Below are 15032 nucleotides of genomic sequence, written 5' to 3'. Positions count from 1 at the left end.
CAACTTTATAGTAGGAAAAACTTTAGCACTTGAATGATATTCTACCAACAAAAAGAAAACCCTCATAAGTACTTAACTTACAAGGGTTTTTGTTGGGTGGAAGACCGGACTCGAACCGGCGACATTCAGAACCACAATCTGACGCTCTAACCAACTGAACTACATCCACCATGTCTGCGTTTCTCTAACGCGGTGCAAAGATAGATATTATCTTCTAATCTCCAAAAGATTCTGCTATTTTTTTTCGAAAAAGTATATTCTTTTATTCCCTGATTGTGCTTGTTGAAAAGGGTTCGCGCGTCATTCGTGAAGATTTTCAGAGAGTTACGTGCTTGTAAAGGAATTGAATCAATCGGGAAATTGACGGGGAGTAATTGATGATTTTTTTTCCCGGACTGAATGGGGCGGGCTGTCCAGACTAAACTATACTCGCAATTATTGAGACGGACTGTGCTGTCTTTTACTAATTCCATTCTTACCATCAGTCCACCATCGGTGCGGCGGGTGGACATATTGGAAATATAATTTCCCAGTGAATAGACTACGAGATGTTTGTCGTTCGTCACGCTGTCTGTGCGAACTTCAATGGGTTGAACTACGTGAGGATGGGAGCCGATGACATGATTTACTCCTTTTTGAATCAGCCAGTCAGCAAGGAATTTCTGCTCTTTGTCCGGGAGCGACTGGTATTCGATTCCCCAATGCATACAAGCTATGATTGCGTCCGGTTTCATTGCTTTGCTCTCTTCAATATCTTTGGCGATAACTGTTGTATCAATATAGTTCACGATATTGGGAGGAGTAACGGGGATACCGTTTGTGCCATACGTATAGTTGAGCAGGGCGATGCGGAACCCGTTCTTTTCCAATAAAAGAGGATATTTCTTGTCGCGTTCTTCGGTGTTGATATACGTGCCTGCATGTGGAATTTTCAACGAGTCGATAAGTTGAATGGTACGCTCCAGTCCGGATTTGCCACGGTCGAGACTATGATTGTTGGCAGTCACTAAAACATTGAAACCTGCGTCATGAATTGCGGTCAGAAATTCGTCCGGTGCGCTGAAAGCAGGATAACCTTTGTAGGGTTTGCCTCCTAACGTAACTTCCAGATTGGCGATAGCGAGATCGGCTCTCCCTATTTCTTCTTTAACGTACGTAAAACAGGTGGAATAATCATAGCCGGTTGAGGTCCGTGCAGCGTTGATTTGTCCTTGATGCTGCATGAGGTCACCTACGAAAAGGAGTCGTAGGGTATCAGTGGGGGAAATACTGTCGGTTGCGGAAAGGCTGTCCGACAGGGTATCGATGATAGAATCTCTCTTTGCCTGCGACTGGGAGGTGCAGGACAAAGAGAGAAGTAAAATCATCAGAAACAAGCTGTGTTTCATTGATAAATGGCTTTCTTGCCAGCTAAGAGTGTATTTTTCATTAACGATACAATCGTCATCGGTCCAACACCGCCCGGTACGGGAGTGATAAAGGAACATTTTGGGGCAACTTCGTCAAACTTCACGTCACCAGTCAGCTTGAAGCCTGATTTCTTGGTTGCATCCGGCACACGCGTAGTACCAACATCGATAACTACCGCACCTTCTTTCACCATTTCGGCTTTTACAAAGTTGGGTTGTCCCAGGGCAGCGATGATAATATCAGCTTCCTGACATTCTTTTATCAGGTCTTTGCTGCGGCTGTGGCATACCGTCACTGTGGCATCGCCCGGATAGGCTTTCTGCATCATCAGGCAGCCATCGGTTTGCCGACGATATTGCTACGTCCGAGTACAACACATTTTTTGCCGGAAGTCTCTATTTCGTAACGTTTCAACAATTCGAGGATACCGTTGGGAGTAGCGGATACATAGCACGGAAGTCCGATGGACATACGGCCTACGTTGATCGGGTGGAAGCCGTCTACATCTTTACGGTAATCAATCGTTTCGATTACTTTCTGTTCGGAGATATGTTTAGGTAAGGGAAGTTGTACGATAAAGCCGTCTACATCGTCGTCTTCATTCAGTTCGCGTACTTTGGCAAGCAGTTCTTCTTCGGTCACGTCACTTTCATAACGGATGAGGGAGGACTTGAATCCACATACTTCACAGGCTTTTACTTTGGCAGCTACATACGTTTCGCTACCACCATCGTGTCCAACAAGGATAGCCGCCAGATGCGGGCGTTTTCCGCCACGAGCCACAATTTCGGCTACTTCGGCTGCAATCTCTTGTTTCACTTGTTCGGAAATGGCTTTTCCGTCTATCAGAGTCATATTTTCAGAGTATTTATTGGTGATGGGCAAAAGTAAAATAAATAACTGAACTCTCCAAAAGGATTGGAATTTTTGTCAGGAGATGAGCAGTATATTATCAGTTTGTTAGTGGAGAAACTACTTTCTACCGTAGGCTTCCGGATACAAAAAAAAGAGGAAGTCGAAACTTCCTCTTTTTTTGTTATAATCAGTTTGGATCTATTGAATGATTATCTTTTCATTTTAGGCATCATCTTACCCATCTTGCTGCTAGTTACCATCTTCATCATTTTGCGAGTCTGGTCGAACTGTTTCAGCAGGCGGTTTACTTCCTGAATAGTCGTTCCGCTACCTTTGGCGATACGTGTACGACGTGATCCGTTCAGTATTTCCGGGTTGGAACGTTCTGCCGGAGTCATGGAATAGATGATAGCTTCGATGCTTTTGAAAGCATTGTCGTCAATATCAATATCTTTGATTGCCTTTCCTACTCCCGGAATCATGGAGGCAAGGTCTTTCAGATTACCCATTTTCTTGATTTGTGCAATCTGGCTAAGGAAGTCATTGAAGTCGAATTGGTTCTTGGCAATTTTCTTTTGTAAACGTTTAGCCTCTTCTTCATCATATTGTTCCTGTGCACGTTCTACCAATGAAACGATGTCACCCATACCGAGAATACGGTCGGCCATACGGGCAGGGTGGAATTGGTCGATTGCTTCCAGCTTTTCACCTGTACCAACAAATTTGATCGGTTTGTTCACTACCGAACGGATAGAAAGAGCCGCACCACCGCGGGTATCACCATCGAGTTTGGTCAGTACCACACCGTTGAAGTCCAGACGTTCGTTGAATTCTTTAGCCGTGTTTACAGCATCCTGACCGGTCATGGAGTCTACCACGAACAGAATTTCGTTCGGGTTGATTGCTTCTTTGATAGCGGCGATCTCGTTCATCATCTGTTCGTCTACTGCCAGACGTCCGGCTGTATCGACGATAACGAGGTCATATCCTTTGGCTTTAGCTTCCTGAATAGCGTGTTGTGCGATTTCTACCGGATTCTTGCTGTCCAGTTCGCAGTACATCGGTACTTCGATTTGTTCTGCCAATACGCGCAACTGTTCGATAGCTGCCGGACGGTAAACGTCACAAGCCACCAGTAATGGCTTACGGTTTTTCTTGGTTTTCAGCATCCGTGCCAACTTACCGGAGAAGGTGGTCTTACCCGAACCTTGCAAACCTGACATCAGGATGACTGCCGGACGGGCGTCGATATTGATCTCGGCTGTCTCTCCACCCATCAACTGTGTAAGTTCATCATGTACGATTTTCACCATCAACTGGCTTGGCTTCACAGCCGTAAGCACGTTCTGGCCAAGAGCTTTTTCTTTCACTGTATCCGTGAAATTCTTTGCCACCTTGTAGTTTACGTCGGCGTCGAGAAGTGCTTTACGTACGTCTTTCAGCGTCTCCGCCACGTTGATTTCGGTGATTTTGCCTTCACCTTTCAGAATCTTGAATGACCGTTCTAGTCTTTCACTTAAATTATCGAACATAGTTATTTAATTACGAATTACTAATTACAATTTACTTGGGCGAAAGAGGGACTTTTCCGTCTACTCTTTATTTGAACTTGCAAATGTACAAAAATCTCTTGTATTTATATCTTTTTATTCTGCCATTTTGCTTTTTTGAGATAAATATAACTTGTTATCAACAGCAAGCTATAATACACAATCTCAATCGTAAAGCAAATTTCGATCGGTGCTTTCAGCCACATTCCGATGAAAATGATGTATGATCCGTAGATGATAATTGTAATTGTTTCGAGCAACAGGGCTGCCTGTGTATTTCCTGTTCCGGAGATACCGTTGAACACCACGTTGGCTACGGATGCGATAAGCATGGCGCAACAAATTACATATACCGAAGGTACGGACTCCGTAATGAGCGCAGCTTCACTGGTGTAGATAGAGAGCAGGAACTGCGGAAACAGTGCCGATACCGCTACTAACCCCAGCATGATGAAAAAGGAGAAACGCGCAATTTTATTAATGAGCGGCATCACGTGCTGGATGCCTCCTGCACCAATAGCATTGCTGACAAGACTGTTGGTAGTCGTAGCCAGTGCGTTGACCGGAATCAGCAATACGACATAAATACTCCGGACGATATTGGCAATCGCCAGTTCCCGTTGTCCTAACCGTTCTACGGCTACGAAGAAAACAAACCAGGTAGCCATCGACAGGAAATATTGCAGCATGGTGAAGCAGGAGATACTAAGGATCCGCATCAGCAATGCAGGGTCGAATGTGCGCAGGCGGTTCATACCGTATTTCTTTAAATCGACCGTGGCATACGTATAGATGACGAAAAAGAGAATGGAGGAGGCTTCTGCCAATACGGAAGCAATAGCAGCCCCTTTGATACCCATTTCCGGCAAACCGAACTTTCCGAAGATTAATGCATAGTCCAGTACGACATTGGTTAATGCCATGACAATGGCATTGATGGTTAGCACTTTAGTGCGTGTAATGCCGATGTACAATGCCCGGAACATGACATTGATAAAAGAGAAAAAGAATCCGTAAATACGCCAGTCCAGAAACTCCATTGTTCCTTCGTAGATGGATTCTGAAGAAACTAGCAAACGCATGATGTTTCCACCGAATGCCTTGGTGAATCCAAATAGCAGCAGTGCCATCACGAACAGGAACATGACTCCCTGAATCATGACAGGGCCGACATCTGAATAGCGGCCTTCGCCATTGCGTCGCGCTATGACAATCTGCGAACCGGTACTGAATCCGAATGCGATGGTGAATACACATATATAAAATAACCCGCCCATAGCCGATGCTCCAAGAGCTACCTCACTCACGTGTCCGAGGAATGCTGTGTCGGTGACATTGATGACATTTTGTGCCAGCAAGCTTAGTAGTATCGGGTAACTGACACTCCAAATCTGTTTGTTGGTATACATAATTAAGCGTTTAAGTTTACACTTTGCAAAGATAGTGCTTTATTTCGATTCGGAAGCGATGGGGTAGATGAAAACTATTTCCGGACCTTCGGGAGTTTTATCGTTAGTTGATTCGGAATGAAGCATGTCTCCCTTACGGCTTAATATGAACCGGATGATTCGTGTTTGCCGGTGTTCTTGGGCTATACTAGTGCGCTGCTTGCTTGTAAGTTTGCCAGCGAAAGAACTAAAAAGAGTGAAGATTTCTTTGTCGTCTTCACTCTTTTTTATTATTTATTTTCTTTTGAGTATTTCTCGAACTCCAGGACCTCGTGGTTGGGGTAGCCGGGAGTATGGTTTCTGCATCGTGGATCAGCATCTACTTTCAAGCTTCGGTAGTCATCTTTTGTGCGGGTGATGTAATCATCAAGCATGGCACGGTGTTCTGCCAGAACTTTACTGTATTTCGGATCTTTGGCGAGATTCTTGCGTTCTCCCGGATCTTTTTTCATATCATATAGTTCTTCTCCGTTGCCTTCCAGATAGTGCGTGTATTTGTATCTCGGTCCGCGTACCATACGTCCGGGGGTAACGACATATTCATATTCGCTGTGCCATTCGGAAACTACATAAGGGTGAGTCTTTTTCTGTTTCTCTCCTTTTAATGTGGGTGCGAGACTGATTCCCTGTTTTTCGACCGGAACGGAAATTCCTGCCAAATCACAAAGGGTAGGCAAAAGATCCAGCGTAGGCTGTGTCAATAGTTGATCTACCGGTTTTTTCTGTTGTTTGATGCCGGGACCTGCAAAGATAAACGGAACGTTTGTCATTTCATCATAGAAACTGATATGCTTGGTCACCATACGGTGTGAAGCCATTCCGTCGCCATGATCGGCCATGATAACAACGATGGTGTTTCTTCCGGCAGGAGTGGAGTAAAGAGCTTTTAATACACTGTCTACTTGCTTGGACACCATTTTAGTATAGTGCTGGAAAGCGGCAATGTAATGACGGTAATTCTCTTCATTCCAATGAGAGGCCTGGGTCATGCGGCGATGGCTGCAACAGATGTATTGCACCGGTTTGGGGATATTGTTCCAGTCTTCCACGTCGAAGTTGGCTGGTAGTTCAGGAAGAGTTCCGCTGATGGGGCGGTCGGTATGTACTCCTTCATTTGCTCCTACGAATCCGCAAATGTTGTGAGGGTTCTGAAAATCGGCAATACAGATGAATGGTTCTTTGGGAGGGTTGCTTAAATAAGCAACAGCATCTTCGCAGGTTCCTACGTCCAGGAAGCTGTCGTTATTAACCGGGAACTCCGGATCAGTGAATGGTTTGGCTACCGGTTCTTTGTGTTTGAATCCTCTTAGGGAGCCCATGTCGTGTGTTTTTCCGAAGTGTACGGCTTCGTAACCGTTTTCGGAAAAAAGGCTTCCTAGTGTCGGTACATTTTCGGGAATACGTGGGTTGATAGGTTCGCTGGAGTTCGAACGTACATTCGTTTGATGAGGCATCATGCCGCTCCATAAAGCTGCGCGTGAAGGTTGGCTGAGAGGGCAGCCTACATAAGCATTGGAGAAGATAACTCCTCGTGAAGCGACTTCGTCAATAGGGAGGGTGCAGCCTTGTGTTTGCCCGTAAGCTCCGACGACGCGTTGTGTCAAATGGTCGCACTGGATAATCAGGAAATTGGGCTTTTCTTGAGCTTGGGCTGCTACGCCGCATAGGGCTAATCCCATGAATGGATAAATAGTTTTCATTACTGGTTAGAATTAAGTAATAGTTGATTTTGAAACAAAAGTAGGAAAAAAGGAAACGCAAAAAAGGGTGAAGTAGTAGTTTTGGACGCAAGTGAAAGTATTTTGTACAAAAATGTAATGTGTGATGGATGATTAGGGGGAACTATTGCTGATGAACGTTGGATTGTGAAGGATGAACGGCAAGTGGTTATTGATTAACGGGGTGGCTAAAAAAGAGAACGGTGAACAAACTGCAATTATTAGGACGCAGTTTGTTCACCGTTCATCATTTATCGTTTACCGCTAATTAGCTGTTCATGCTCATCAGGAATTCATCGTTATCTCTGGTCTTTTCCAAACGGTCTTTAACGAAGTCCATTGCTTCGATCGGATTCATGTCTGCAAGATATTTACGTAATATCCACATGCGGTCAAGAGTTGTCTTATCAAGCAACAGGTCGTCGCGACGAGTGCTGGATGCAGTAATGTTGACTGCCGGGAAGATACGTTTGTTGGACAGGTTGCGGTCGAGCTGCAACTCCATGTTGCCGGTACCCTTAAATTCTTCGAAGATAACTTCGTCCATTTTAGAACCGGTATCGATCAATGCGGTAGCGATGATGGTCAACGAGCCGCCGTTTTCAATATTACGGGCAGCACCGAAGAAACGTTTAGGTTTGTGAAGTGCGTTTGCATCCACACCACCGGAAAGAACTTTACCGGATGCAGGAGATACTGTATTGTATGCACGAGCCAGACGGGTGATAGAATCAAGGAAGATCACTACGTCGTGACCACATTCTACCAAACGTTTTGCCTTTTCCAATACGATACCTGCAATTTTTACGTGACGTTCTGCCGGTTCGTCGAAAGTAGAAGCGATAACTTCTGCATTAACGCTGCGTGCCATATCGGTTACTTCTTCCGGACGTTCGTCAATCAGCAGCATAATCATGTAAACTTCCGGGTGATTGGCTGCAATAGCGTTAGCGATATCTTTCATTAAGATAGTCTTACCTGTCTTTGGCTGGGCAACGATCAAGGCACGTTGTCCTTTACCGATAGGAGCGAAAAGGTCAACAACGCGTGCAGACATGGAGTCTGAATAACCGCCTTTGCAAAGTTTGAACTTTTCATCCGGGAAAAGAGGTGTCAGATGTTCGAAAGGAACACGGTCGCGAACGAAAGCTGCGTCACGTCCGTTAATTTTCGACACTTTTACCAACGGGAAATATTTTTCTCCTTCTTTGGGTGGACGGATAACACCTTCCACTACATCACCGGTTTTCAAACCAAAGAGTTTGATTTGAGATTGTGATACATAAATGTCGTCCGGAGAAGAAAGGTAGTTGTAATCGGAAGAACGGAGGAATCCGTATCCATCCTGCATGATTTCCAGAACGCCTACTCCGTTGAGAATATCATCGAATTCGTAAGGCTTTTCGCGTTCAATAACCTTGCGCTCCTGCTGTTGTTGCTGTTGTGCCGGAAGATTCTCGTTCGCATGGTTTTGCTGAGTGGCACGTGGCATCGGTAAGCGTTGTTGGTTCTGATTCTGAACCTGATTTTGATTATTGTTATTACGTTGGAAATTATTATTGTTGTTATTAGCGTTATTGCTATTATTGTTCACATTGTTATTACCGTTGTTATTGTCGCGTGGACGAACAATACGCGGGCGTTGCTGCTGTGCTTGCTGCTGTTGAGATTGTTGTTGCTGTTGAGGATGAGATGGCTGTTCAGGTGCTGTTTGCACAGGTTCTGTTTTAGTTGCCTCGAATTTGCCGAAGAGTTCGGTAGGAAGCTCTATTTTTTCAGAAGGCAGATCTTCGATTGGAATAAAATCATCATCGTCAACGCTGGATAAGATATTGCTTTCCTCGTCGATAACGGGTGCGGCTTTCTTTTGTGGTTTATCTATAACTTTTTTCTCTGCAACAGGCTTGTTTGGCTCTGCGGCTGGTTTATTTGTTTCTGCAGCCGGTTTGCTTTTTGCTTTCTTTTCAGCAGTCGGCTGTTGTGCTGGAGCAGCTTTTTCTTTTGTTTCAGTAGTTTTCTCTGCAACAACAGGCTTAGTTTCCACCACTTTGGGAGCAGCCGGTGTTACATTTTCTACTTCTTTTTTCTCTTCTGCATCAGCGCTCTTGCGTGGACGGCCCACTTTACGCTTGGGAGCAGTAGTAGCGTTTTCTGCTTTAGCTTCTACAACAGGAGCTTCTTTTTCTTTGTTTGTACTTTCTTCTTTCTTGGAAGGTTGTGGTGCTTTTACAGGAGTGGCTTCTTTTGTTTTATTAACCTCTCCACTCTTTGGTGTGGAAACTACCTTGTCTTCTTTTTGGTAGGAGCTACCCGTGAACGCTTTTTCTTTTGTTCTTCATTTTTGCGTTCTTCTTTGAGCTTATCTGCGGCAACTTTCTTAGTAGCTCCTACAATAGCCTGTTCATCGAGTATCTTATAAACAAGGTCTTCTTTTTTGTATGAGTCTGCTTTTTTTATGCCTAACTCTTTGGCAATAACTTGAAGTTCCGACAGATTTTTGTCGTTTAATTGGATAATGTTATACATATAGTATGGTAAGTTATTAATATTTCTTTTTTTGCTGAATTACGGACAGCATTACTACAGCTTATGGCTACAGATATGCAAGCATACGTTTTGTTTTTTATTCTGAATTAGGGATGTATATGTTGAATCGTAGAATGTTTCAACGGGGCAAAGATAATAATTTTTTTTGGTTTCATGAACAATCAAACATTTTTTTCCACGTAAAAGTGTATCTTTGCTACATAAAAGAAAATGGTATGACAGTAAATGAAGCTCATTTAATTTATTTTTCGCCTACACACACATCTAAACAAGTTGCGGAAGCGATTGTTCACGGTACGGGCATAAAAAATATCCTTCCTATTAATGTAACGCAGCAAATTGCAGATGAAATCGTGATTCCTGCATCTGCTTTGGCCATTATTGTAGTGCCTGTGTATGGAGGTCATGTCGCTCCTCTGGCAATGGAGCGTTTGCAGTACATCCGGGGAGTGGATACTCCGACCGTTTTGGTGGTGGTGTATGGAAACCGTGCTTATGAAAAAGCTTTAATGGAACTGGATGCTTTTGCTATTCCTCATGGATTGAAAGTGATTGCCGGGGCAACTTTTATTGGAGAACATTCATATAGTACTGATAAACATCCGATTGCGGTGGGACGTCCCGATGAGTCGGATTTAGCCTTTGCTACGGAATTTGGGAAGAAAATCATGGAAAAAATACAGGCTGCTGATAGCATGGATACCCTTTATCCGGTAGACGTACGTGCTATTAAACGTCCGAGCCAGCCATTTTTTCCTTTGTTTCGCTTTTTGAGGAAAGTTATCAAGTTACGTAAAAGTGGAACACCGCTTCCCCGCACTCCTTGGGTGGAGGATGAAAATTTGTGCACCCATTGTGGATTGTGTGTGGTCCGTTGTCCGGCAGGGGCTATAACGAAAGGGGATGAACTGCATACAGATGAAGCTAAATGTATCAAGTGTTGTGCCTGTGTAAAAGCCTGCGTTAAAAAAGCACGGGTGTATGATACTCCTTTTGCGGCTTTGTTGTCAGATTGCTTCAAGAAACAGAAATTGCCTCAAACTATTTTGTAGATTACGACACGCTTAGTTGTTTCATCAATACGAAAGCGGTTGTCTGTTCGTTCGCCTATCAGCCACGCAATGTGTTCTCCACAACAGAGTACCCACTGGCGTTCTTTTTGACTGATAGAAAATTTGCGGTCGGTCAGATAATCGCTTATTTTTTCTTTCCTTTCATTCCGAAAGGAATAAAAGTGTCTCCTGTCTGCCATTTCCGGTAATGAATATCTCCATTCAGTTTGTCGGCATCAAAACAGGCTATTCCTTTGTCGCGTGGAATTAGGAAATCAGGGGTGTATTCTTTTTCTTCTTTGATGATTTGAAAAGGAGGAAGAACTTCATTTCTAGATTCGATTGCTTCTATTAAAAAGAATTCCCTGTCTTTTATCACTCTCCATTTTTTACTGCAAAATTGTTTGCCCGGTTGGCTGTGAAGCGAAAAGGCAATATCTTTGATTTGTGCAGAATTGAAGCCTAGAGGATGCAAGATTTCGAATAGAATAGCTTCGGGTGCCGGTTCCTTTACTAAATCACTGATTCGGATACCTTCTGTCGTTACAATATTATTTTTGGTTTCCTCTATGCATTTATTATATATGGTAGCTACATCATTCAGATAATTGCTCGTGTCTATCAGATTCTTTTTGACTGACGGATTGATTTCCTGCATAAGAGGAAGGAGATTGAGTCGGATTTTGTTACGGGTATATTCGTCTTCCAGATTGGTGCTGTCTGTTACATAATCTTGTCCGATGCTCTCCAGATAATGAATGATATCTTCTCGATTGACGCAAAGCAGAGGCCGTACGATTGCTCCGTTGCGGGGGCGGATTCCTAATAAACCGGTAATTCCTGTACCTCGAATCAGATTGAGTAGTATGGTTTCTACGCTATCATCCTGATGATGTGCTACGGCGATCACATCTGCCTGGCATTCTTTTCTCGTTTTCTCGAACCAGTCATAGCGTAATTCCCGTGCAGCCATTTCAATCGAAATCTGTTTTTCCTTTGCGTATTGTGTCGTGTTAAAATCAATTGTATGCAAATGGATCCCGGTTCTTTTGCAAAGTTGGCGGACAAACAGTTCATCCCGGTCTGATTCTTCGCCTCGCAGGTGGAAATTACAGTGTGCGGCTTCGCAATGATAACCTGCTGTGTGCAGAATACATAGCAGTGCCACCGAGTCGGCACCGCCACTCAATGCAATCAGGACTTTGGCATCCAGTGAGAACAAATGTTCTTTTTCTATATATTTTGTAACGCGTTGTTGTATCATATCTGCAAAGATACGAGTTTATCAATAAGTTTTTTTATTTTTCCTAAATCTTTTGGAGGAAGAAAATGGCTGCTATTTAAAAACATTCTAAATAATTTGCGTGCTCCGAAGTTATGAATTATCTTTGCCGAAAATTTTGAGAGTTATGCGTTTGTCCGAATTAAAAACAGGAGAAAAAGGTGTTATTGTAAAGGTATTGGGGCACGGTGGTTTTCGTAAACGTATTGTGGAGATGGGCTTCATTAAAGGTAAAACGGTTGAAGTGCTGTTGAACGCTCCCCTAAAAGATCCCATAAAATATAAAGTCTTAGGTTATGAAATATCTCTTCGTCGTCAGGAAGCTGAAATGATCGAAGTAATCAGCGAGGAGGAGGCAAAAGAACTGGCTGAAAAGACTGTTTATCATGAAGGATTACCCGAAGACCTTTCAGTAAAAGAAGAAGATATGAAACGGTTGGCGTTAGGTAAACGTCGCACCATCAATGTTGCCTTGGTCGGAAATCCGAACAGTGGCAAGACTTCTTTGTTTAATCTTGCGTCCGGTGCTCATGAGCATGTAGGCAATTACAGCGGTGTGACCGTGGATGCCAAAGAAGGTTATTTTGACTTCGAAGGTTATCATTTCCGTATTGTCGATCTGCCGGGAACTTATTCTTTATCTGCTTATACGCCGGAAGAAATCTATGTTCGCCGTCATATTATCGATGAAACTCCTGACGTGATTATTAATGTCGTCGATTCTTCTAATCTGGAGCGAAACTTATATCTGACTACTCAATTGATAGATATGAATGTCCGCATGGTAGTGGCTCTGAATATCTATGATGAACTGGAAGCCAGTGGAAATACATTGGATTACCATTGTTGAGCAAGTTGTTCGGGGTGCCGATGCTGCCTACTGCCAGTAAGAAAAATCGTGGATTGGATACGTTGTTTCATGTAGTTATCAATCTGTATGAAGGAGTAGACTTCTTCGATAAACAGGGAAACATGAATCCGGAAGTCCTCAAAGACTTGACTGAATGGCATGACTCTTTGGAAGACCGTAAGAACCATGAGGAAGAGCATCTGGAAGATTATGTGCGTGAACATAAAAAGACGGGGCGTGTCTTCCGGCATATTCATATAAATCACGGTCCTGATATAGAAAAAGCGATTGAGGCTGTAAAAAGTGAAGTGTCCAAGAACGAGTTTATCCGGCATAAATATTCTACCCGTTTCCTCTCCATTAAATTGTTGGAGAATGATCCTGACATTGAGCGTATTGTACGCACATTGCCGAATGCGGATGAAATTTTCCATGTCCGCGACAAGATGTCGAAGCGTGTTCAGGAGACAATGAATGAGGATTGTGAATCGGCTATTACTGATGCTAAATATGGATTTATCAGTGGTGCGTTGAAAGAAACGTTCACGGATAATCATCTGGAACAGGCGCAGACAACAAAGGTATTGGATTCGATTGTAACTCATCGTGTCTGGGGATTTCCTATTTTCTTTCTTTTTATGTATCTGATGTTTGAAGGTACATTTGTCATTGGCGAATATCCGATGATGGGGATTGAATGGATGGTAGAGCAGCTTGGTGAATTGCTGCGCAATAACATGTCGGAAGGTCCATTTAAAGATCTGCTGATTGATGGAATTATCGGTGGGGTAGGAGCTGTCATTGTTTTCTTACCGAATATCCTGATTCTGTATTTCTGTATTTCTATCATGGAGGATTCTGGTTATATGGCTCGTGCGGCTTTTATCATGGATAAGATCATGCATAAAATGGGGTTGCACGGAAAGTCGTTTATTCCTCTGATTATGGGATTCGGATGTAATGTGCCTGCGATTATAGCGTCCCGTACTATTGAGAACCGGAAGAGTCGTCTCATTACCATATTGGTGAATCCATTGATGTCTTGTAGTGCGCGTCTGCCGATTTATTTATTGTTGGTGGGTGCTTTCTTCCCGAACAATGCAAGTTTGGTGCTGTTAAGTATCTATGTGATTGGTATTGTGCTGGCCGTGGTAATGGCTCGCTTGTTTAGCAAGTTTCTGATAAAGGGTGATGATACGCCGTTTGTGATGGAGCTTCCTCCTTACCGAATGCCGACAGCGAAGTCTATCTTCCGTCATACATGGGAAAAGGGAGCGCAGTATCTGAAAAAGATGGGCGGAATTATTATGATTGCTTCTATTATTATCTGGTTTCTGGGATATTATCCGAATCATGATGCTTATGAAACGGTTGCCGAACAGCAGGAAAATTCTTATATCGGTCAGTTGGGGCGCGGAATAGAGCCGGTAATAAAGCCATTGGGATTTGATTGGAAATTAGGTATTGGCTTGCTTTCCGGTGTAGGGGCGAAAGAATTGGTGGTAAGTACGTTAGGCGTTTTGTATGCAGATGATCCGGATGCTGACTCGGTGAGTTTGGCAGAACGTATTCCGATTACTCCATTGGTCGCTTTTTGTTATATGCTGTTTGTATTGATTTACTTCCCGTGCATTGCGGCGTTGGCGGCTATCAAACAGGAATCGGGTAGTTGGAAATGGGCGCTTTTTGCTGCCTGCTATACAACGGCATTAGCTTGGCTTGTATCATTTGCTGTTTATCAGATTGGAGGATTGTTTGTATGAATAATTGGCAAGAGTGGGTAGTCGGAGTACTCGTTGTGCTCTGCATTACCCGTGTCGTATATGGAATATTTCTTTTTTTTCGTCGTACGCGGGAAAATCAGAATCCTTGTGACAGCTGCGTAAGTGGCTGTGAACTAAAGGATATGATGGAGAAGAAACGCAGAGAGTGTGATGTAAAGAAAAAAAGTACAAAGAAAAATTGCTGCGGATAGTTGGTAGTTTCAAAATTTGTACTACCTTTGCAACCGCAAACGAGAGATAATGGTTCCTTGGATGAGTGGCTTAGTCAGCGGTCTGCAAAACCGTGTACGGCGGTTCGAATCCGCCAGGAACCTCACGAAGCCCTTTCAGATGTTTTCTGGAAGGGCTTTTCTTTGCTCTTAACTGAAAATGTTCCCACTTTGTTCCCACCTTTTTAAAGCTGTATTGGGAATGGTACTACAAAAACGGCTCAGTCTGAAACCTTGGGGGATTGCGTTAAAATTCTTATTTTTGCATCATGAAAACATCCTCTTCCCAAACGATTGATCCTGTTGCTTCTTTAAGCTTGTTCTTGC

At 43.5% G+C, this 15032-nt stretch carries 4 protein-coding genes, 2 tRNA genes and 6 pseudogenes; 4 read left to right on the top strand and 8 right to left on the bottom strand.

Annotation, left to right across the window (positions count from 1 at the left end; translation table 11 throughout):
* Positions 1-94: 94 nt before the first annotated feature.
* The 7 genes and pseudogenes from DXA05_RS09535 to rho all read right to left on the bottom strand — a co-directional run bounded on the left by DXA05_RS09535 (position 95) and on the right by rho (position 9507).
* Positions 95-170: transfer RNA gene (locus DXA05_RS09535), tRNA-His, on the bottom strand.
* Between the two features lie 69 nt (positions 171-239).
* A pseudogene (locus tag DXA05_RS09530) lies at positions 240-1388 on the bottom strand (CapA family protein); the annotation flags it as partial.
* Positions 1385-2265, bottom strand: a pseudogene (folD, locus tag DXA05_RS09525) (bifunctional methylenetetrahydrofolate dehydrogenase/methenyltetrahydrofolate cyclohydrolase FolD). The pseudogenes DXA05_RS09530 and folD, both read right to left, overlap by 4 nt.
* Before the next feature lie 209 nt (positions 2266-2474).
* Complete coding sequence (gene ffh / locus DXA05_RS09520) at positions 2475-3797, bottom strand: signal recognition particle protein (RefSeq protein ID WP_004312925.1); 1323 nt, start codon at positions 3795-3797, stop codon at positions 2475-2477.
* A gap of 104 nt (positions 3798-3901) precedes the next feature.
* The gene (locus tag DXA05_RS09515; RefSeq protein ID WP_008025832.1) at positions 3902-5224 is read right to left on the bottom strand and encodes an MATE family efflux transporter; all 1323 of its coding nucleotides are present in this window, start codon (positions 5222-5224) and stop codon (positions 3902-3904) included.
* Between the two features lie 273 nt (positions 5225-5497).
* Positions 5498-6963, bottom strand: a pseudogene (locus DXA05_RS09510) (sulfatase-like hydrolase/transferase).
* Positions 6964-7249: 286 nt separating this feature from the next.
* Positions 7250-9507 (bottom strand): annotated as a pseudogene (rho, locus tag DXA05_RS09505) (transcription termination factor Rho).
* 236 nt (positions 9508-9743) lie between these two features.
* Between rho and DXA05_RS09500 the strand changes: the two are divergent.
* A complete protein-coding gene (locus DXA05_RS09500; RefSeq protein WP_004312931.1) occupies positions 9744-10580 on the top strand; it encodes a 4Fe-4S binding protein in 837 nt (278 codons plus the stop codon).
* Here the strand turns inward: DXA05_RS09500 and tilS are convergent.
* A pseudogene (gene tilS, locus DXA05_RS09495) lies at positions 10565-11844 on the bottom strand (tRNA lysidine(34) synthetase TilS). The gene DXA05_RS09500 and the pseudogene tilS sit on opposite strands and share 16 nt — an antisense overlap.
* Positions 11845-11989: 145 nt before the next feature.
* On the opposite strand from tilS, the pseudogene feoB reads away from it, so the two are divergent.
* The 3 genes and pseudogenes from feoB to DXA05_RS09480 all read left to right on the top strand — a co-directional run bounded on the left by feoB (position 11990) and on the right by DXA05_RS09480 (position 14810).
* Positions 11990-14475: pseudogene (gene feoB, locus DXA05_RS09490) on the top strand (ferrous iron transport protein B).
* The gene (locus DXA05_RS09485; protein WP_128859106.1) at positions 14472-14687 is read left to right on the top strand and encodes a hypothetical protein; all 216 of its coding nucleotides are present in this window, start codon (positions 14472-14474) and stop codon (positions 14685-14687) included. Before feoB ends, DXA05_RS09485 begins: the two are co-directional and overlap by 4 nt.
* Positions 14688-14738: 51 nt before the next feature.
* Positions 14739-14810: transfer RNA gene (locus DXA05_RS09480), tRNA-Cys, on the top strand.
* The last annotated feature ends 222 nt before the right edge of the window (positions 14811-15032 follow it).

It is taken from the genome of Bacteroides sp. AM54-2NS (assembly GCF_003602935.1).
GTDB lineage: Bacteria > Bacteroidota > Bacteroidia > Bacteroidales > Bacteroidaceae > Bacteroides > Bacteroides xylanisolvens.
Note: the sequence above shows the minus strand (reverse complement) of the source record. Positions and strands in the feature narration are given on the sequence as shown.